Annotated in this window: 20 protein-coding genes and 1 tRNA gene; 10 read left to right on the top strand and 11 right to left on the bottom strand. The window is 42.2% G+C overall.

From position 1 onward, the window contains the following. Positions 1-151: 151 nt before the first annotated feature. The 3 genes from ABDD94_RS01845 to ABDD94_RS01835 form a co-directional block, all read right to left on the bottom strand. Entirely contained in the window at positions 152-844 is a 693-nt protein-coding gene (locus ABDD94_RS01845) for a response regulator transcription factor (protein WP_345949515.1), read from the bottom strand. After that, the gene (locus ABDD94_RS01840; RefSeq protein ID WP_345954451.1) at positions 841-2649 is read right to left on the bottom strand and encodes a HAMP domain-containing sensor histidine kinase; all 1809 of its coding nucleotides are present in this window, start codon (positions 2647-2649) and stop codon (positions 841-843) included. Before ABDD94_RS01840 ends, ABDD94_RS01845 begins: the two co-directional genes overlap by 4 nt. 188 nt (positions 2650-2837) lie before the next feature. Next, the gene (locus tag ABDD94_RS01835; RefSeq protein WP_345949517.1) at positions 2838-3200 is read right to left on the bottom strand and encodes a DUF3127 domain-containing protein; all 363 of its coding nucleotides are present in this window, start codon (positions 3198-3200) and stop codon (positions 2838-2840) included. Between the two features lie 78 nt (positions 3201-3278). Here ABDD94_RS01835 and ABDD94_RS01830 point away from each other — a divergent pair, with 78 nt between their 5' ends. From ABDD94_RS01830 to ABDD94_RS01815, 4 genes are all read left to right on the top strand, one after another. Continuing rightward, positions 3279-4451, top strand: coding sequence for a class I SAM-dependent RNA methyltransferase (locus tag ABDD94_RS01830; RefSeq protein ID WP_345949518.1), 1173 nt, complete (start codon positions 3279-3281; stop codon positions 4449-4451). After that, positions 4452-4940, top strand: coding sequence for a hypothetical protein (locus ABDD94_RS01825; RefSeq protein ID WP_345949519.1), 489 nt, complete (start codon positions 4452-4454; stop codon positions 4938-4940). A gap of 111 nt (positions 4941-5051) precedes the next feature. Further along, a complete protein-coding gene (locus tag ABDD94_RS01820) occupies positions 5052-5327 on the top strand; it encodes a helix-turn-helix transcriptional regulator (RefSeq protein ID WP_345949520.1) in 276 nt (91 codons plus the stop codon). Positions 5328-5379: 52 nt separating this feature from the next. Beyond that, positions 5380-6033: an HD domain-containing protein gene (locus ABDD94_RS01815; RefSeq protein ID WP_345954450.1), complete on the top strand. Its 654-nt coding sequence runs from the start codon at positions 5380-5382 to the stop codon at positions 6031-6033. A gap of 135 nt (positions 6034-6168) precedes the next feature. Here ABDD94_RS01815 and ABDD94_RS01810 read toward each other — a convergent pair whose 3' ends face one another. The 4 genes from ABDD94_RS01810 to ABDD94_RS01795 all read right to left on the bottom strand — a co-directional run bounded on the left by ABDD94_RS01810 (position 6169) and on the right by ABDD94_RS01795 (position 12042). Beyond that, entirely contained in the window at positions 6169-9903 is a 3735-nt protein-coding gene (locus ABDD94_RS01810) for an ATP-binding protein (protein WP_345954449.1), read from the bottom strand. A 77-nt stretch (positions 9904-9980) separates the two neighbouring features. Further along, positions 9981-10868: an ACP S-malonyltransferase gene (gene fabD, locus ABDD94_RS01805; protein WP_345954448.1), complete on the bottom strand. Its 888-nt coding sequence runs from the start codon at positions 10866-10868 to the stop codon at positions 9981-9983. Positions 10869-10974: 106 nt separating this feature from the next. Further along, positions 10975-11616 (bottom strand): GTP cyclohydrolase I FolE, encoded by a 642-nt coding sequence (gene folE / locus ABDD94_RS01800; protein ID WP_345949524.1) that lies wholly within the window; start codon positions 11614-11616, stop codon positions 10975-10977. Between the two features lie 9 nt (positions 11617-11625). Beyond that, entirely contained in the window at positions 11626-12042 is a 417-nt protein-coding gene (locus ABDD94_RS01795; protein ID WP_345952123.1) for a 6-carboxytetrahydropterin synthase, read from the bottom strand. A 64-nt stretch (positions 12043-12106) separates the two neighbouring features. Here ABDD94_RS01795 and mqnB point away from each other — a divergent pair, with 64 nt between their 5' ends. Both mqnB and ABDD94_RS01785 read left to right on the top strand, forming a co-directional pair. Then, on the top strand, positions 12107-12859 hold the full coding sequence (gene mqnB / locus ABDD94_RS01790) for a futalosine hydrolase (protein ID WP_345954447.1): 753 nt from the start codon (positions 12107-12109) through the stop codon (positions 12857-12859). Between the two features lie 82 nt (positions 12860-12941). After that, positions 12942-13799: a 1,4-dihydroxy-6-naphthoate synthase gene (locus ABDD94_RS01785; protein ID WP_345954446.1), complete on the top strand. Its 858-nt coding sequence runs from the start codon at positions 12942-12944 to the stop codon at positions 13797-13799. A gap of 176 nt (positions 13800-13975) precedes the next feature. Here ABDD94_RS01785 and ABDD94_RS01780 read toward each other — a convergent pair whose 3' ends face one another. After that, positions 13976-15187: a TlpA disulfide reductase family protein gene (locus ABDD94_RS01780; protein WP_345954445.1), complete on the bottom strand. Its 1212-nt coding sequence runs from the start codon at positions 15185-15187 to the stop codon at positions 13976-13978. Between the two features lie 842 nt (positions 15188-16029). Here ABDD94_RS01780 and pnuC point away from each other — a divergent pair. Next, entirely contained in the window at positions 16030-16665 is a 636-nt protein-coding gene (pnuC, locus tag ABDD94_RS01775) for a nicotinamide riboside transporter PnuC (protein WP_345954444.1), read from the top strand. Between the two features lie 27 nt (positions 16666-16692). Here the strand turns inward: pnuC and ABDD94_RS01770 are convergent, their stop codons facing one another. After that, the gene (locus tag ABDD94_RS01770) at positions 16693-17469 is read right to left on the bottom strand and encodes an SDR family oxidoreductase (protein WP_345954443.1); all 777 of its coding nucleotides are present in this window, start codon (positions 17467-17469) and stop codon (positions 16693-16695) included. Positions 17470-17687: 218 nt separating this feature from the next. Here ABDD94_RS01770 and ABDD94_RS01765 point away from each other — a divergent pair, with 218 nt between their 5' ends. Both ABDD94_RS01765 and recO read left to right on the top strand, forming a co-directional pair. Continuing rightward, a complete protein-coding gene (locus ABDD94_RS01765; protein ID WP_345954442.1) occupies positions 17688-18056 on the top strand; it encodes a diacylglycerol kinase family protein in 369 nt (122 codons plus the stop codon). Then, on the top strand, positions 18046-18771 hold the full coding sequence (gene recO, locus ABDD94_RS01760) for a DNA repair protein RecO (RefSeq protein WP_345949531.1): 726 nt from the start codon (positions 18046-18048) through the stop codon (positions 18769-18771). Before ABDD94_RS01765 ends, recO begins: the two co-directional genes overlap by 11 nt. Here the strand turns inward: recO and ABDD94_RS01755 are convergent. Together ABDD94_RS01755 and ABDD94_RS01750 are read right to left on the bottom strand one after the other, a co-directional pair. Beyond that, the gene (locus ABDD94_RS01755; RefSeq protein WP_345954441.1) at positions 18768-19853 is read right to left on the bottom strand and encodes an AI-2E family transporter; all 1086 of its coding nucleotides are present in this window, start codon (positions 19851-19853) and stop codon (positions 18768-18770) included. The two genes, recO and ABDD94_RS01755, sit on opposite strands and share 4 nt — an antisense overlap. 132 nt (positions 19854-19985) lie before the next feature. Beyond that, on the bottom strand, positions 19986-20255 hold the full coding sequence (locus ABDD94_RS01750; protein ID WP_345949533.1) for a hypothetical protein: 270 nt from the start codon (positions 20253-20255) through the stop codon (positions 19986-19988). A gap of 166 nt (positions 20256-20421) precedes the next feature. Between ABDD94_RS01750 and ABDD94_RS01745 the strand changes: the two genes are divergently transcribed. Beyond that, positions 20422-20496, top strand: a tRNA-Val gene (locus tag ABDD94_RS01745). The last annotated feature ends 54 nt before the right edge of the window (positions 20497-20550 follow it).

Raw genomic sequence — 20550 nt, 5'->3', positions numbered from 1 at the left:
TCAAATAAAACACAACATATCGCAATAAGCCTTAAAAACTTTGTTACGAAAAGGGCTTTTTTTTACAACGAGAGCTAAAATAGAGGCTCATAAAGTGGAATCTTTGAAAATTATGCGAACCCACTTTACACAATGCACAAAGCAGCGGAAATTAATTCACTAATAATTTATACCCGCGACCATGAACATTGATGATTTCCACACGTGAATCATCTTTTAAGTATTTGCGAATCTTGCTCAGAAAAACGTCCATACTGCGACCATTGAAGTAATTGTCGTCATTCCATATATTAAGCAGCGCTTCCTCGCGGGTAAGTACTTCATTTTTATGCAGGCACAACAAGCGCAATAATGCCGCTTCTTTAGTGGACAGCTTCTGTACGCCGCTGTCTGATTGTATTACCTGAGCGGTAAAATCGAAGTCGTATTTACCTATTTTAAACTGCGTGGGTTTTTCTTCTTCCTTAGTACCGCCTGTAGCCGTACGCTTGAGCAAGGCATTAATACGCAACAGCAGTTCTTCGATACGAAAGGGTTTGGTTATATAGTCGTCGCCGCCAAGGTTAAAGGCTTGGGTTTTGTCTTCCATCATTCCCTTGGCAGTAGCAAAAATAATAGGCACTTGCTGGTTTAGCTTACGGATCTCTTTACCAAGGGTAAAGCCATCTTTTTTGGGCATCATTACATCGAGTATCAGCAAATCAAAATCACTCTTGGTAAACTCCCGCAAGCCGGCCTCACCATCTTTACTCAGCACTACGTCAAACTTGCCTTTCAGTTGTAAGTAATCTTGCAGCAGGTTGCCCAGGTTAGGGTCGTCTTCTACCAATAGTATTCTCTTCATGCAGCAATGTTGAATTTCAGTTCAAACTCAGAGCCTTTTTCTTTCTCCGACCGCACACTAATCATTCCCTCCAGGCGCTTAACAATGGTGTTCACATAGCTCAGGCCAAGCCCAAAGCCCCTTACATCGTGCAGGTTACCGGTTGGTACGCGGTAAAACTGCTCAAATATCTTAGCCTGCTGGTCGCGGCTCATACCTATACCCCTATCGGCCACCCTTACAACCAACTGACCACCTTTGTTGAGCGTGGTAATGGTTAGTTCCGGGTTTTCGCGGCTGTATTTAATGGCATTATCTATCAGGTTATAAATTACGTTCGAGAAGTGCAGCTCGTCGGCCTCTATTACGGCATCGTCTGCATCAAGGTGCAAATCAACCTGTGCATTGCTTTTCTGCAAAATAAGCTGCATGCTATCCAGCACCTCTACAATCAGGTCATTCACATCAACCGGTTTCTTATCCAGTTTAAAGTCGTTCTTCTCAATACGGGCAATGTTCAGCACCCGCTCTATATGGCTGCCCAGGCGCTCGTTCTCCTCGTAAATAATATTGGCCAACCGGGCTACACGGGCTTTATCTTCAATAATCTCTTTATCCTGTAAGGCCTCACTGGCAATCATGATAGTTGATACCGGTGTTTTAAACTCATGTGTCATGTTGTTGATGAAATCGGTTTTCATCTCCGATATTTTCTTTTGCTTAAGGATAGAAAAGATGGTATATCCGAAACAAAAGATAAGCACCAGCAACAGCCCGCCGCTGATAGACAGCATGTAGGTCATGGTGTTTAAGATATGCGAGTTCTTGTCGGGGAAAAACATTCGTATTTTACCCGGATCATTGATTACATCTTGGGCAAAGATGGTCGTTTCATAAGTGTCGGCCACATTAAAAACAGGCCTTTCGCCAACAATATCATAGGCTTTTGAAAACAGGAGCGAATCGTTATTGGCAGAGGTTACCTCATAACTAGGGGGCAAACTGATGCCTTTGTTACGCAATTCTAAACGCAGGAGCGAATCGAGAAAAAACGGATCAATACGCTCTTTGAGTGGCTGATCAGCTTTGTTATATTCTTCGGCCAGTTTGGCCATTACAGTTACATCTACATTTTTGAGCTGCGCCAGTGAATCAGCTTTGAGCATTTGCCTAATCTGACTAATGCGCTTTTGCTTCAGCCTACGCTCGTGCTCGCGTTGCCAGAGGGGGTTAATGTGCGTTACGGCTACTACCTGACGGCCCAGTACAGGGTCAGGGTAGGTATAGAAAGACGTATCATATTTTCGCAGCTTTTTGGGCTTGGTAATATCGGTAATTTCGGGTGGCAGGGGGCGCTGGTGTACAAAGCCCAGCTCATCGGTAAACTCTTCGACCCTTAAACGTACATTAACCATGCCTTCCTGCGGTTCGCCGTAAAGCTCTTCATCTACTTTACTGCTTAGTAAAATACGTTGCAGGCTATCGCGCAGCATCGATATTTTGAGGTCGTGCAGCGCTTTGCTTTTATCTGACAGTTTTTTGCTGTTAACCAATGCCTCTGTTATGGAATCACTTTTCTTTTTGGATAGCGTATAACGGGTAATTTTACGCGTTTTGACGCCATTGGCCCTGTCATTTAAGAAACGGTTAGCATCATGTTGTTTTAATTTGTCTTGAACAACATTAAGCGCCTCGGCCACATCACGGTCAAACAGCTCAGATTGCTGCTTGTAAGACTGTCGCAGAAAAAAATACTGCATAGCAATTACGCCTAACAGGGCAAACCCCATCAGGCCAATAATTAATCCTATACTCGTCTTTTTCATTGTATCACAAAAATAATGTTATTAAGGCTCAGCAAAGTTTCTTTAACAATTTTTAACACTATTAAAGTTTACTAAATTAACGCCTGCTGCTAAATGAAAAACGCATTGCAAATCATATAATCAAAAAGGCCATTTGATTTATTCAAATGGCCTTTTGTATCATCTTGTGTCTATATTACGACAACCGGTTAGAACGGCAGATCGTCATCATCTGGAGCTGCGTTAATATCAACCGGTGGAGCGTACTCAGGGGTTGCGCTTGCTGCACCGCCGCTTAATACATTAATACGCCATAACTGCAGAGAGTTAAAATAGCTTTTTTTACCGGTTTTGTCAGTCCATGGGCGACCGCGAAGGTTGAAAAACACCTCCACATCATCACCCACACGTACGTTATCCAATAAATTGCAACGGTCCTGAATTGCTTCAAATTTAATGTACTCAGGGTATTGCGGATTCTCTATATATTCAACAACCAGCTCTCTCTTCTTTAACGATTCCGTAACCTGTTGGGTTGGCGATACTTCGTGTACTTTACCTTTAATATCCATAATCTTGCTTATAAAACGTAAAGTTAATATTTTAAGATTGCATTTTCAGCATATTTTAATCCTAAATTTGCGCTTAACATGCAAATTTTTAACACTGAGAGTAAAATAATTATTACTTGCAATAAACGCCTTTCGCCGTACCTGCAACAAGAGGTTGAGGCTTTGGGCTACACTATAAAAAGAACGTTTCAAACCGGTGTTGAGCTGGTTGGAACGGTAAACGACTGCATCCCGCTAAACCTTAATTTACGCTGCGCCAGCCAGATATTATACCTGCTCAAAAGCTTTGAGGCAGAAGATCCGCAACAGCTGTATGATGAACTGGTACAGATAGAGTGGGAAAAGCTAATCGATTTTAGCGGCTATTTTTCCATCACCTCTAACGTAAATAATGAGCATATACGCACGCCGCTGTTTGCAAATGTTAAGGTGAAAGACGCGGTAGTTGATCGCATCAAGGCACAGAAAGGCATCCGGCCAAATTCTGGCCCGGAGCTTAACAAGGCCGTACTGCACTTGTACTGGCAGGATAACAAGGCAGATATTTTTGTTGACACCTCGGGCGAAACGCTGGCCAAGCACAGCTATCGCAAAATACCAGGCAAAGCCCCCATGCTGGAAGCACTGGCGGCATCCACTATCATGTCGACCGGTTGGGATAAACAAAGCACCTTTATCAATCCCATGTGCGGCTCGGGCACCCTGGCTATTGAGGCAGCCCTGCTGGCCACCGATAAAAGCCCCGGCCTGTTCAGGATGAACTATGCCTTTATGCATTTTATGGGTTATGATGAGCAGGTGTTTTTTACTGAGCGACGCAAGCTAAAAGATAAAGCACGCAAGGATACCGGCTTTAAGATCATCGCTACCGACATATCAGACGACGCAGTGGATATTGCCCGAAAAAACGCACGTACCGCCGGTGTGGAACATTTGATTGATTTTGCAGTTTGTGATTTCGCAGATACCGAAGTACCCGAGCAACATGGCATAGTAATGTTTAACCCAGAGTATGGCGAACGCCTAGGCACACATACTAAGCTCGAAGCCACTTACGCCCGCATAGGCGATTACCTGAAGCAACAATGCAAAGGTTATAAAGGTTACGTATTTACGGGCAACCCCGATTTGGCCAAAAAAATTGGTTTACAGGCCAGCCGCCGCATTGAATTTTACAATGGTAAGCTCGACTGCCGCTTACTGGAATACACTATTTACGAAGGCAGTAAACGTGAACCCAAATCAGAATAAATGAAACGTTTTATTTTTGTAGCCGCTATTTTATTATCGGCTTTGCACAGTCGTGCACAGCAAGGCCTGGCCTTTCCATTTCAGGGTGGCCGCGAGGTGATGATGAACTATTTTAAAAATAGTGTTGTTATACCCGATGAACTAAAAAAGGCAAAAGCCACAGGTACCGCAGTTCTTAAATTTACAGCAGATCAAAAAGGTGCCATTCAAAAAATAGTTGTGTACTATGCTGACGATTACATCATCACTGTACCATTTATTGATGCTCTGAGAAAATCAGACCGCAAATGGGTTATCCCTGATGAAGAAAAATTGCATGATTTTGTGATATCGTTCACTGTGAATTTAAATATGCCGGCGGGTAAAGCCAGTGCCGCCTTACAAAAACAGGTATATGATTCCTATAAAAAACGCAAGCCAATTTTTGCTACCAATCAGGTTCCGTTAGATATGGCCACGCTGTTACCAGCTATAATTGTTACTTATTAAGGGTTAATTTGCAGCAATCTAAACACCGTTTGAATAAATTTTTTAATTCATATTAAATATTTAAAACCGCTGGTTGTTCTACTTCGTAAATTCCGGTATCAAAAACAAATTATGATGGGGAAGGAAGCGATCAAGAACAAGATTAAAACTGTTGCTGTTAACATCAGAAAAATAAGAGAGTTTAGAAATTACACCCAGGAGTATCTGGCCTTAAAGCTTGACATTTCACAAAATGCCTACAGCAAAATAGAACTCGGTTATACAAAAATAACCCTGGAGCGACTGTACCAGATAGCTCAAATATTGGAAGTAGATTTATTCGAACTTATTAAAGCCGAACATACCGAACCGGCTCAATTTATGCAGGTTGCATCAGTAAGCGCCTAACATTATTTTTTCACTGTTATATTTGCAGCTTATAGCCAGCAAATATAACAGTATGTATTCCCAACAACTTATTGATAAAACGGCAGCCTATGTGCAGCAGACCCTACAGCAGGCCGAAGGTGGCCATGACTGGTGGCACATTTTACGCGTATGGAACAATGCCAAACACATTGCCCAAACCGAACCTGCCGATTTGATGGTGGTGGAACTGGCCGCCCTGCTTCATGACATTGCTGATAGTAAATTTCATAATGGTGATGAAGAGATTGGTCCGCTAACGGCTGTTGCCTTTTTAAAAAGAGAGCAAGTAGATGATGCTGTTGTAGAACATGTTGCGCAAATTATCAGGCACATGTCTTTCAAATCCAGCTTCGCTGAACAGGTTTTTCACTCACCCGAACTGGCTGTTGTACAGGATGCTGACCGGCTGGATGCCATAGGCGCTATTGGTATTGCACGGGCTTTTAATTACGGCGGATTTAAAGGCCGCGAATTACATAATCCTACTTTGCCCCCTAACCTGCAAATGAGCAAAGAGGAGTATAAGAAAACAACGGCTCCAACAATCAATCACTTTTACGAAAAGCTGCTGCTGCTTAAAGATAAAATGAACACGCCAACTGCACGCCGCATGGCTGAGCAAAGGCACGAGTATATGCACACCTTCCTGGAACAGTTTTATGCAGAATGGGAAGGGCTACGATAGCTGACATTAACTATTTGGCTCAAATGGCATTTATACCTGGCTCCTGCCAATGATGCCTTTCATTGCAAAACACTTTTATAGCACATACTGCTTGAGCTGAGTGTGCTATAAAAGAAGCCCATACCTGCCTAATACTTATCCTTTTGCTTCCGGGAAGTTCAGAAAGAACGTTGTACCCTCGCCTATGACGGTCTCATACCATACCCTGCCACCGGCATTTTCGATAGAGTTTTTCACAAATGCCAGTCCCAAACCGGTGCCCGAACTTTTGGTGGTAAAGTTGGGTTCGAATATACGGTCGCGCAGGTTTTCGGGGATGCCGTTGCCGTTATCCTGTATCTTTAATAATACGCTACCCCTGTTAATGGTGTAAGTAATTTCAATGACACCCAAGCGGCTTTCGGGCATGGCCTCAATTGCATTTTTAAGCAGGTTGTTAAAGCAGCGCAAAAGCTGGTCGCGGTCGGCCATTACCATAAATTCAGCTTCTGGGTGTTCATAGATAATTTTCACATTATCCATATGCTTAAAAATAATAACAGCCTGACCCAACGTTTCAAACATACTGAGGCGTTGCATGCGGGTATCGGGCATTTTAGCAAAAGCCGAAAACTCCGACGCTATAGACGACAAACTTTCTATTTGCTCTACAAATGATTTACTGAAACGCTCAAACTTGGCATCAAATCGGGGGTCTTTATCTCTCCATGATTTTTCCAGTAATTGCAAGCCCAGCTTAAGCGGCGTAAGGGGGTTCTTAATTTCGTGGGCAACCTGTTTGGCCATCTCGCGCCAGGCGCTTTCCCGCTCTGATTGGGCCAGTCGCTGGGCGCTGTTCTCAAGTGCGGCAATCATTTTGTTATATTCTTTTATCAGGGCGCCTATCTCGTCATCCTGATTCCATTTTATAGGCTCGTTCTTTTTACCGTAAATGGTTTTACTCAGGTTATATTGAATAAAGCTAAGCGGGGCTGTTATTTGCCTGGCTACCAATACAGCGAACATGCCTATAGCCACAAATATAAGCGCGTAAATATTGATCATGGCATTCAGGAAAGTACCAATACGCTCACGATAATCGGCCTCGTTAGAAAAGTAGGGCAATTGCAGATAACCTATTGTACCGCTTTTAGTAGTACGGATGGGCACGTAGGCTGCTTTATAATTGAGTATCCCAATGCGTTCGTCATTAATAAGCAGCGACTTCTGAAGCTTGTTCAATAAAACGAAGGCGCGGGCATGCATACGGCGCCCTAAAATACCATAATCATATATCTTAGGCCTGGTTGAAAGTACCGGAATTCCATCTTTGTTGAACAGGATCAGGTCGGTAGAGAAATTGTCGGCAAAGTTATTGAACCTAACCTGCGTATCTTCATCAATGTTTTGCAGGTTTTCCGGAAAAATGCTTTCAAACTTCGCTGCAATGGTGGTGATCTTGGTACTGATCATTTCATTTTGCTGCTCTTCGTACTGCGTAGTGATAGATAGAAAAGTAATAACGCCTACCAGCACTAAAGTAACTACAACGGCAAATATCATGGAGAACTGAATACGGGTTTTGTACAATAACGTCTGCCGTTTAAACCCAAAATTCCAGCGTATGCTGTGCGATGTGACTTTTATAACGGTAACATGCCGCCATAACCAATTAACCAGAATAATGATGGCGCTAAAGGCAAGCAGCACCACAAAAAAGAAAGTGAGCGACGCTACATAAGTAACCAGATCGTTCTCCGGAGCTGATACAACAATAACCTTACGCAGGCTTGGCTGATAAATTAAATGGCTGTAACGGGTTAAACGCTGATACCATGGCTTGGCGTCATCATCTTCGTAAGTGGTTTTAAAGGTATATTTTTTAAGTTCACCTTTTAAATCAGCGTTTACAACATTATAATCATAACTACCACTCTGGCTTAGTAAATGGCCATCGCTATAAAAAGCGAAAGAGTAATTTTTAAATTTAGTGTCCCGCTTAAATTGATTGTCTATAAGCAACTCAGGGAAACTGCCGCTATCTTGTATGGCTTTAGATTTTAATTCTACTATAACCGTACCCAGCAAGGCATCTTTTGCATAAACCGGAAGTATGGCAAAGTAACTCAGAAAGCCGAAGTTTTCATTTTCACGGTAAAAGTAGTCAGACACCTTAATCGAGCTGAAAACAACCATGTCTTTAAAGTCATTCAGAATGTAGTCGTCGTTGCTTAGTATTGGCCGGCCACTGCGGTCAAACTCATGTATCGTACAATCAAAATCAGAAAGGTAACCATCAAAATAGAGTCTCTGAAAGCGGTTTCTTAAATAACCTGCGTTATGGCTGGTATCATTAAAATAGCGCTGCAACACAGGGTCACGTACGATCTGCTTTTCAACGTTTTTAAATATTTGCGTTAACTTAGGGTTATTGCCATTGTTGAGCTGCTCAATAAGTTGCTTGCGGGTTCCTTTTTCCTTATCGGCTTCGAAGCGGTTAAGCTTAATGGATGCTATCCAGGAGCAGATCAGTATGATGCTTACATAAGTAACAGCATTGAGCGTACCGCTGTCATATTTTAACGAATAATACCTTATAAATACCAGCAATGCCCAAAGCAGATAAAAAAGCGTAAACCCTGTTGAGAGAGAGATTAAAGTAGCTGCCAAGATAACACCAGCAAAAATAGCCAGCTTCACCTTTGGTTTAATGCTTAACTTTTCGTTTACTACCAGTAAGGTTTCAACTAAAAGATAAAATATCAAAAAGCTGAAGCACGACAGCAATACGCCTACCAAACTGTACCCGGTCAAATTGAGTACGTTGTTAACGTCAAAGTTAATGTTGGAATTGGTAACTAACTGCTTGTACAAATACAGCATGCCCGAAGAAGCCAGCATAAGCACCCCAATTGCACCAATGAATATAAGGTAACTCATTGTTTTTGCAGGCGGGCGCTTTAGTAATTTATGCCGATAGCTATAGAGGTACGCAACAAACCAGCATAAAAAAAGCGTGTTTATGCCAAGGTCGCCAAGGCTTGGAAACAGCTTGTTCAGTGTAAATAAATGGGGATTGAACAAGCGTAAACTACTGCTAAAATCGGGCAGGTGAAAATACAGGTTTATAAAACGGATAAGCAGTATACTGCATGCCAGTACAACTACCGATAGCCCGAACTTTTTACGATGCACAAAGTGATTGCAAATGCTGATTACGAGCAGGCAAAAAAACAATAGTCCGGCCAGCCATAACACTATCTCCCAGGTTAGGTGCGTATAATTAACAGCATCAGGTACAAGCTTAACCGAAAAAAGGTATTGTTTATTATTATTATGGATGTGGTAAACGTCTTTATCATCAACATCGGCTATGTCAATGTTGTTATTTCTAAGCAATTTAGGCTCGAACACATTTTGCAGAAACTCATTCTGAAACCTAAATTTACTTTTAACGAAGATGAACGCTATAGCCGTAAAATTGCCCTCGGTTTTTTGTATAGCCTCATAATAACCGTTAGACTCTTTTATAAAGCTGCTGCCCGGTTTATATTTATTGAAGCGTTCGGGGATGACCTTTACACCAGTCCAGTAAGCCAGCTTATTGTTTTTGTAGGTAACTAACCAAATGCGTTGCTGTACTGTAAGATTTTCAATTAGCTTTAACGCTTCCTGGTTATTGTCGGGCATCTGCTTAAGCAATTCAAACTGCTTACCCGAAAACAACTTGTCTACCTGCTTTTCCTTTTGGTGCAAATTTTCTTCAAGCAGGTGCGCGCTACGCATAAAACCGTTGCGCGGTGTATAACTGTTACGTAAAATTATTGCGGTGAGCAGCAAGCTGGCACACAGCAAAGCCAGTAATAAACGTATTTTGGTAAAGGTGGTCAATTTGGTATTGCAGATGTTGTAGAAATCAAATATATCATAAAAAATAAAAGCCGCATTGGTTTGCGGCTTTTATAAAATTATTGGGCTACGGTTAAACTATCGGTCGCAGCGCTTCGGTCAACTTTTTTAACCAGTCCCTGCAGCACATTGCCAGGGCCCACCTCGGTAAACGATGTGGCGCCGTCCTGTAGCATATGTGTTACCGTTTGGGTCCACCGTACAGCACCGGTTAGCTGAGCAACTAAGTTTTGCTTAATTAAGGCAGCGTCAGTATAAGGCTTGGCATCAATGTTCTGGTAAATTGGGCAAACAGGCTCTTGTATGTTAGTATTTACAATGGCGTGCTCCAGTTCAACCCGTGCAGCTTCCATTAACGGCGAATGGAATGCACCGCCCACATTTAAAATGAGTGCACGTTTGGCACCAGCGGCTTTCATTTTTTCGCACGCCAGTTCCACACCGGCTATTGTGCCCGAAATAACTAACTGACCCGGGCAATTGTAATTGGCGGGCACAACAACTTCGCTTACCTGCTGGCAAATATCTTCAACCGTAAAATCATCCAGGCCCAAAACAGCAGCCATGGTTGAGGGCTGTATTTCGCAGGCTTTTTGCATGGCATTAGCACGTGCAGCAACCAGTTTAAGGCCATCTTCGAATGACAAAGCACCGGCAGACACCAGCGCCGAAAACTCTCCTAAGGAGTGACCGGCAACCATCTGCGGTTTAAAATCATCACCGGCAACTTTAGCTAAAATTACGGAGTGTAAAAATATTGCAGGCTGGGTAACCCTGGTTTGCTTCAGGTCTTCGTCGGTACCGTTAAACATAATATCGGTAATGCGGAAACCCAGTATCTCGTTAGCCTGCTCAAACAGTTGGCGGGCACCTTCGTGCTGGTCGTACAGGTCTTTGCCCATACCTACAAACTGAGCACCCTGGCCTGGAAAAATATATGCTTTCACGTTAATTATTGGTTATTGAGTAATTCAGTTAAATAATTTAAGTTGTCTTAATAGCACGGCTCAGTTGCCTTCTTGGCACTTTAGTTACCTGCTTTTTGGCTCTTCTTTAACTTAATTTACTGGTTATCAGATTTAAGAATTCCGTCCGGGTTTTCTCTTTAAAAAATTCTCCGCTAAAGGCCGAAGTGGTCGTTACCGAGTTTTGCTTTTGTACGCCGCGCATGCTCATGCATAAATGCCGGCATTCAATTACTACACCAACGCCTAATGGTTGCAAAGTATCTTGTATACAATCGCGAATCTCATTGGTTAGGCGCTCCTGCACCTGTAAGCGGCGTGCAAACACATCAACAATCCGTGGTATCTTGCTTAAACCCACTACGTGGCCATTAGGAATATAAGCGACGTGAGCTTTTCCAAAAAATGGCAGCATGTGGTGCTCACACATAGAGTACACTTCAATATCTTTTACCACAACCATCTGGCTATATTCCTCTTTAAACATAGCTGATGTTAGTATTTCCTTAGCATCTAAATCATACCCATGGGTTAAGTACAACATAGCTTTAGCCATACGTTCAGGCGTTTTAAGCAATCCTTCACGGTCGGGGTTTTCCCCTATTTGCTTTAGTACGTTGTGGTAGCTGCCGGATAAATTAGTGATCAGCTCAGGATTATAGCGGTCAATTTTTTGATAACCTTCTATACCTTCGTTCCGGTCGGGCAGGTTGTCGTCGTCGTCAATCATGAAATTGTATTAGTTGCCAAAGTACTCGGCAGAGTTATTTTCGGTTTCAAACAGCCTTACAGAGTGTAAAAAAACACCTTCGTAAGCTTCAATAGGCGCTTTTAACTGGTTAAATATTTCGATGCAAAGTATTTCGGTTGATGCCATTTTACCCTGCATAAAGTCAACATCCTTATTCAGGTTCTTGTGGTCAAGCTTTTCAATTACATGCTCGTTAATAATCTCTTTGAGCTCTTTTAAATCAATCAGATAACCGGTAGCATGCGTTATTTCGCCTTTTACGGTAACAAACAAATTGTAGTTGTGCCCGTGCCAGTTAGGGTTGGCGCACTTTCCAAATACTTCCTGATTTTTTTCTGCGCTCCATTCCTCACGGTACATCCGGTGTGCAGCATTAAAATGCTCTTTGCGCGTTATATGTATCATCATAACAATTATTGGGTGCAAATATACAAAACAAAAACAGGCAAGTTGTTTTATCTTAGCCTGCATGAATATATTGCTGGTAGCCGCCACACGTGAGGAAATAGGCCCTTTGCTGGAGAGTGGCGTTTTTGGAACGAACAACGGAAAACGAAGTACCGAGCAAGAGGATTTATGCAATACGGAAAAGACTAAAAATCAATTGCAAAAGCCTGTCGATGGCGAATCATCCTTCGTCCGCTCCTCATTTAATGCATCCCAATCTAACGAAACCGCATTTCATACCCTCATTACCGGCGTTGGCATGGTGGCAACCGCTTATGCACTGGGGCAGCATTTGGCTATCAATCAGTATGATCTGGCTATTAATTTAGGCATAGCCGGTAGCTTTGACAGGGATATTGCTTTAGGAGAGGTGGTAGAGATAACCCAGGATACCTTTACTGAATCAGGCGCCGAAAACGACCAAGACTTTATCACGCTGGATGCTTTAGGATTTGGGCAAATAACTTATACAACCCATGCCCGCCTCACTCAATATTCTTCCCGGCAAGCCGTTAGGCAGGTAACTGCAGCTACGGTGAATACCGTTCATGGCAACGATACATCCATCGCAAACCTTCAACAGCGCATTAGCCTGCAACTGGAGAGCATGGAAGGCGCGGCCTTTTTTTATGCTTGCCAGCAGGCTTGTGTGCCTGCTTTGCAAATCAGGGCAGTGTCAAATTATGTAGAGAAGCGCAATCGCGATGCCTGGAAAATAGGTTTAGCCATTAAAAATCTAAATACATTTGCAGAAGCGTTACTCCGCGGGTTGTGAATTGTGTGTTGCAGATTTTGATGTTTTTAAAAAGCTGTAACATTACCCACAACCTGCAATACATCCCTACAAATAAAACGTTATGAAATTAACACTAGGCTTTTCGCCATGCCCCAACGATACTTTTATTTTTGATGCGCTTATTCATCATAAAATTGACACCGAAGGTTTAAATTTTGAGGTGTATTATGATGATGTAGAAACCTTAAACCACAAAGCGATGCGTGGCGAATTGGATGTGACCAAACTAAGCTACCATGCATTTGCTTATGTGGCCAACAAGTATGTATTGCTTGATGCCGGCAGCGCCCTTGGTTTTGGCGTAGGGCCGTTATTAATTTGCAAGGGTGATGAGCAAAAAGCTTATGCCGATCTGCAATCCGAAAACCGCACCATTCGCATTGGTATACCGGGCAAATACACTACCGCAAACTTTTTGCTGAGCCTGGCCTTTCCAAATGCAGTTAATAAACAGGAGATTGTTTTTTCGGATATTGAGCAAGCGCTGCTGGATGACCGCATTGAAGTTGGACTCATCATCCACGAAAATCGCTTTACTTACCAAGACAAGGGTCTGAAGAAAATTTTGGATCTGGGTGATTACTGGGAAAAACAAACAGGGTGTGCTATACCACTTGGTGGTATTGTAGCCAACCGTAAATTACCGGTAGAGGTGCAGCACAAAATTAACCGTGTATTGCGCCGCTCGGTTGAATATGCATTTGCCAATCCGAAATCGGGTCTGGATTTTATCCGTTCGCACGCGCAGGAAATGAGCGAGGAGGTAATGTACAAGCACATTGACTTATATGTAAATCAATACTCGCTTGACCTGGGAGTTGAGGGCAAAAAAGCTATACAACTGATGTTTGACAAAGCCAAAGAGCACGAAATAATTCCGGAGATTAAGGAAAGTTTGTTTCTTGACGGCACCTTGTAAAATTCTTTTGAAAGGAAGGCTTAAACAAACCCGTGAGTCATTTTAAATAAACGAGAGATCTTTTCGGAGTGGAAGACCAATAACCCTTTTGTTCCGAAAAGATTTTCCACTATCATTACAATGATATCTTTGATGAAGATTAACGGCAATCCTACAGCTAAATACCTGAGGAAGTACTACTTTTCGGCCAGCAAATTATCTGTCAACCTCTCAAACTCGTTTACAAACCCGCTGTAATAAGCGCCTGTACCGGGGCCGCTAAAGCCGGTATAAATTTTGCGCACTTCGCCCTTTTTATCAATTATAATGGTGGTAGGGAACGCTAAAAAATTGCTGAGCATAGGCAGACTTTTAGCGGTCTCTTTTTTGTTGTTGGTGTAACCGGTTAGCAACAGAGGGTAAGGTATGTTAAAATGATTTTTCTCCTGCGTTACGGCTTTTTTTGATTTCTCAAAATCGGCTGTACGTTCATAAGCCAATCCAACAACTTCAACGCCTTTGTTGTGGTACTTTTTGTAGTAGTTTACTAAGTAGGCTGTTTCATCCATACAATTAGGGCACCATGAACCCATTACCTGTAATATCACCACCTTATTTTTGAAACGAGCGTCATTCAAAGAAACCTTTTGTCCGTTTAGATCCGGAAAAGAAAAATCAATTCGTTTATAGCCCGGCTTCAAAACGGTTAATGAGTATGCATCAGGTAGTTTGGCGTTGGCATTTTTAACGGCAGCCCACGGTGTTGTACCAAAATGGCCATCGGTTATCGTTTGCCCATCTTTAATAGTTGCGGTAAAAAGAAATGCGTGGCCGCCGTCAAAGCAGGACAGGTAAAGTTTGTTGCCACTAACGCTCCCCTCCAGATAACGGTAATCGCCAGTGGTAGTTAAAAAGGTGCCAGTAATGCGGTTGCCGGTTTGCTTAAACTCCCCTACTGTAGTATCACGGTCGGCACCTTCACCAAACACGGCCGACCACCGGCCTGAGATGTTAAGGAAAGGCTTCTCGGGCGATTTGAAGAAACGCCATTTATCACCATACGTGGCCGTAAAGGGCGTAGCGGCGTCCCTATTGCCCAGGTGTTTAATCCACTGACCGGTAAGACCAGCACCTTGTTGCTGCAGTTTGAACTCAGAGTCGAACAACGGCATATTTATAAATACAGAGTCGGCGTTAAATTTTATATCTGTTACCTTAAACCGCTCGTTTGCGTTAATGATGGTTAATTGCTGACGGCCTGCTGTATCTTTCACTTCGAAGTTGAAAGGCAGTTCGCCGGCGGCCGGCTTTAACACGCCGCGCCAAATTCCTGTTTTTAATTTACCTTGAGCAAAGACCGAGACTGAAAACAACAGGGCTACAAAGGTGAACGCAAATAATTTCTTCATGTAAGAGATTAACATATGGTGGCAGCAAAGTAAATGAAAAGCATCTATATAATCTACCAACTATGTAGATTTTGACGATACAACAAGAAAAGGGTTTAACCTAAATTTTTGGCATAAAAAAAGAGAGCTACTTTCGAAGCTCCCTTTCCCCTAATTAATTTAAACTATTGATTAAACCCAAAACAAAGAACAAAATCATCTCAACTTGGGTGCTTGAGAATTCTCTTTAAATATGTTGTAACATAGGTAGATGTTACATTTTATTTCCGTTTTTCAGTTAGATGCAGAGTCGTTAAGATAATAACAAAAGTGAAGCCACAAATTTTAAAAGCCAGTTATCACCTTCATTTTGTTGATACCAGATACAAGTGAATCATTTGACATTTTCATCCATAAAAATCCAATAACCGTTTATTGGATTTAAGCCCTCCTCAATAATTAATGCTTAATTATCAAACCATTACACCCTCAAAAAAACTAATTTCTAATAATTTAATCAGTGTTAACCTTTTCATAAAGCTTGAAAAAGATCCACTAAAACACTTCTAAAACTTTCTTAAAAATAACATCCAACAGCCTTAAAAAGGTATTTAAATAGGTTTTTGAACAGCCAAAATTATTTCGAAATATTTATGCTGCTTAAATTTTGATGTACTCTTTTTGAAACAATTCCATAAAAACAGACACAATTTTGAAAAACATGTACCTTAAAACATACAATAAGTAGAATTTTGTATCAAAATCACACAGCCTTTGGCAACTCGAGTGAGCGAGCTATTGTCACGACTTATAACCCTCATGATGACGCTTATAAACTCTTATTTAAATTTATAAATTTACACATGCATCTTTTTTTCGCTATAGCCGACTGGCTTCAGCAGCAAAGCTGGCTCGAACTTACCGGCGTTGTTACAGGCCTCCTATGCGTTTATCTGGCTGCCATCAATAATATTTGGAACTGGCCATTTGCAATTGTTAACACTGCCATTTACATTTTCATTTTTGCTAAGGCAGCATTGTATGCCGATATGTGCCAGAACGCTTATCTGTTTGTAATTAATATTTACGGTTGGTATTATTGGAGCAGGCAGCCTGCTCATACCCATAAGGTTCCCGTTGTGCGAATTAATAAAAAGTTGGTTGTCACCTTGCTCTTAGTAGCAGCGCTGGTATCACCAGCCTTAGGCTTTTTATTGGTCAAACTGTCTTCAGTGTTACATTATCAACCAGCGGCTTTTCCCTACCTGGATAGTTTTTGTACCGTTGTTAGCTTAACAGCGCAGGTATTTATGGCCCGCAAAATTTTGGAAAACTGGCTTATCTGGATTTTTGTGGATGTTATATATGTAGGCATCTATATTAGCAAAGACCTGCAGCCAACCGCTTTCATGTTTGGCGTGTATGCCTTACTTGCCTTAAAAGGCTATATTGATTGGTGGGAGGATTACAAGCGGCAACTGCCCGAAAAAGTTTCCTGACAATTGCCCCTGGCGCTTTGCCTATAATTAATAAATGCTCCGGCTGGCACCGCCATCAACCGGTATGGTTGCGCCGGTAATGTACGAGCCTTGCGCCGAAACCAGGAAAGCTACTAAAGCGGCCAGCTCATGCGGCTCACCAATACGGCCCAATGGTATTTTAGCGGCCCGTTCTTTCAGCGCTTCATCAGCATTCTTACCGGGCGGCAGCGTGTGCTTTAGGCGGTCGGTAAGTATCATACCTGGCGCTACGTTGTTTACTGTTATATTGTAAGGCCCCAGTTCGTCAGCCATCATTTTAGCCATGCCTACAACACCCATACGCATACTGGTTGAAAGCACCGAGTTGGCCAGAACGGATTTAACCGACCCGCTAATGATGTTGATAATACGGCCGCTTCCTGTCTTCTTCATATGCGGCAAAGCAAGCCTGCTCAGCCGGGCAAAACTCAGCAAATTCAGATCAAAGGCATTTTGCCATTGTTCTTCGTTAAAAGTCTCAAACGCCGCAAAGGGTGGCCCGCCCGCATTGTTTACCAAAATATCTATCCGGCCAAACTTTTCGGCCACCTGGCTAATCAGGTTTTCCGTATCGGTAGCTTTAGTTACATCAGCAGCAATAGCGGTAACGGAGCCACCGGTTTGCTGCTCAATATCCTGAGCTGCGTTAGTGAGTTCATCAATATTTCTTGAGGCAACAATTACAATTGCACCCTCCATAGCCAGTGTTGTGGCAATTGCCTTGCCTAAGCCTTTGCTCGAAGCCAGCACAAGTGCTACTTTATGGGTAAGTTTTAAATCCATATTAAATGTTCAACAGTTTAGCACATTCAAACTTATTGCGGATGCTATATTACTTTAATTTGTTAAATAAGTACATCTATAGTTTAAAACTAAATTCGTTACCACATGGCACAACAGATGCAAAGTTAACTTAGGAATCCGGCAACGAATTTTATCGGCCTAACAAAATTTAACAGTTAACCTTACAGGACATTTGTTGTTGTATTTTAGTGCCGGGTATGAATAAATTTTTAAAGGGATTTGGCTATGCATTTACGGGGCTAAAGTATGCTATGCTTACACAGCTTAATTTTAGAGTGCATTTGGTGGCTATGCTTTTAGCCGTGTTTATGGGCTACTCGCTGCACATTTCGGCGACTGAGTGGCTTTGGATTAGCCTTTGCATTACCCTGGTGTTATTAGTAGAACTACTTAACACCGCCATAGAGCTTTTAACAGACCTCGTATCGCCGGAGTACAACCCAAAGGCGGGGCATGTGAAAGACATATCGGCAGCGGCTGTGCTGCTAACCGCACTTTTTGCATTGGCAACCGGCCTTGTTATCTTTTTACCCAAGCTTATAAGCCTTATAAAACATGCTGCATAAAACCAGAGGCATTGTACTTAAGTTAACTGACTACGGCGAAACCAGCGCCATAGTACAGATCCTTACCGAGAAATTTGGATTACAATCTTACATCATTAATGGTGTAAAAAAGCCAAAAGCTAAAATATCACGCAATATGCTGCAGCCCCTGCATTTGCTCGATCTGGTGGTGTATCATAAAAATACAGGTGCCGTTCAACGTATCAAAGAACTTAAAAATGTGCCACTACTACAGCACATGCCTTACGATGTAGTAAAAAGCAGTATCGCCTTATTTTTGAACGAAGTATTGTACAAAGCCATCAAACAGCAAACGCCCGATGAACAATTATTCGAATATATTTTTAGAAGTGTTGAGCTATTGGATAACCTAAATGAAGGGTTGCCCAACTTTCACCTCGTATTTTTAATTGGGCTTACCCGCTATCTGGGCTTTTACCCGGATAACAGCACCGCTACAGATGCCGATTATTTTGACATGCGCAACGGCGTTTTTACCCGTTTTAAACCCGAGAGCAGTCTTTTTCTTTCACCACCGCATACGCAAAACTTTTACCAGCTATTAGCCCGCGGCTTCGACAATTTAAAAACAATTAAATTGGGTAATGACGAGCGCCGCTACCTCATAACCCGGCTGCTGGAATACTATGCCCTTCACATTGAAGGATTCGGCTACATACGCTCGCATGAAGTGCTGGAAGAAGTATTGAGCTAATCTTCTTTTATACCAAATAGCTTTTTAAACATGCTCTTGTCTTCTTTGGCGCTTTGGTTGCCTATAAGGTATCCGTATGGCTTTAGTGGCTCTATATGGTCACACAGTACCTTAAACATACCCAGCAGCGGTATGGCAAGCACCATACCGGCAATGCCCCAAATAGCCTCTCCTACAACAATTATTAAAATAGTAAATAGCGGATTTAAATTAACCTGGTTACCAACTATCAGCGGCTCCAGCACGTAGGTTTGTGTAAACTGTACAATAGCATAAGTTATAAGCACGCCAAATACTACGTTAATATCACCGCCCTGCGCAAAGGCAATAAGCACCGTAATAGAAGTACCTGTAATATTCCCTGCAAAAGGAATAATTTCCAGTATGCCACATAAAATGGCAAAAAATATAGCGCCTTTGATACCTACAATGCTAAAACCAATGCCATACATAATCCAAAGCATAACAATCATAACAGCAAGGCCCGTTATATACTGCTGCGTTACGCGACTGGCCCGGTACATGATTTTCTCAGCCACAGGTTTATTCTCTACGGCTACAAGTCTGAGCACAAAGTTTTTGAAATGAGAACGGAAGTAAAGGAACAAAAACACATACACCAACACCAGCACCACACTCACCAATAAACTTAAAGTTGAAATAACAGTACCCAAGGCCATCCCTGCAGCTTTTTCCATCCCGCCCGATTTTTGTTCTTTAATTATTTGCTGTTGCTCGCGGGTAGTAATGCCAAATTGCGAACGCACAAATTGCTTCAACTGATCAAATAAATCGCTTAACTGCGCCTGTAGTTTAGAAAAATCTTTTAACAAATCACCAATTTGCCAGTGCAACAGCAAAACCAGGCCAACTACAAGCAGAAAAAAAAAGAGTAAGCTTACAAACGAAGAAAGCCCCCGGTTTAGCCCCCTCCTTTCAAGCCAGTTACTAAAGGGCATAAGCAACATAGCCAGTACGGCACCATAAGTTAGTGGAATAAGTACCGATTGCGAGATGTATAAAACAGCAACCGACAAAAGAAACAAAAGCAAAAAACGGATAGTATTGGATAGGTGCAGCATAAGCAAATATGAAAAAAAAGCAGGGCTATTTATAAACCCTGCTTTTGCATGATATGTGAATGTGTTAGATTACGAAATGCCAAACCAGGTTCTATAACCTTGACGAACCGGGTTGCTCTTTCTTAACAAATTTTATATACCCGAGCCTTTACCTGAGTCGATATTACCGTCATCTAACACCATGCGGCGTATATAATCCAGGTTAGATTCAGGAAGCTCAGATCCGGACAATTGCCTTATGGTTCCGTCGGGCAGCAACTCTAGGTCTGCATTGATGTTATTATCAATATGCACGTGCAGGATATCGCCTTCACGTTCTACATGGCAAGTAAGTTCGCGTTCAGAGTAATTGAGCGTAAACTCGTATTTACCGTCGGTGGTATTTTTGAAGCTATCAGTCATAGTAGTGAGTGTTTATTGGTATAACACGCTATATGTGCAGGATGTTTTAAAGCCATGCAGTAAGCCCGTAAAAATTAATTCGCGGATAATCAGGCACTTTTATTTTTTTTGAAAAAATATTTTGAAGAAAAGAAAAAACACTCTATGTTTGCAGTCCCAAAACGATGGGAGCTTAGCTCAGCTGGTTCAGAGCATCTGCCTTACAAGCAGAGGGTCACTGGTTCGAACCCAGTAGCTCCCACTTTAAAAACCCTTCAGATTAACGTCTGAGGGGTTTTTTTTTTGATGTGGGTTT

Source organism: Mucilaginibacter sp. PAMB04168 (assembly GCF_039634365.2).
Taxonomy (GTDB): domain Bacteria; phylum Bacteroidota; class Bacteroidia; order Sphingobacteriales; family Sphingobacteriaceae; genus Mucilaginibacter.
This window is presented reverse-complemented; position numbering and strand designations above follow the sequence as displayed.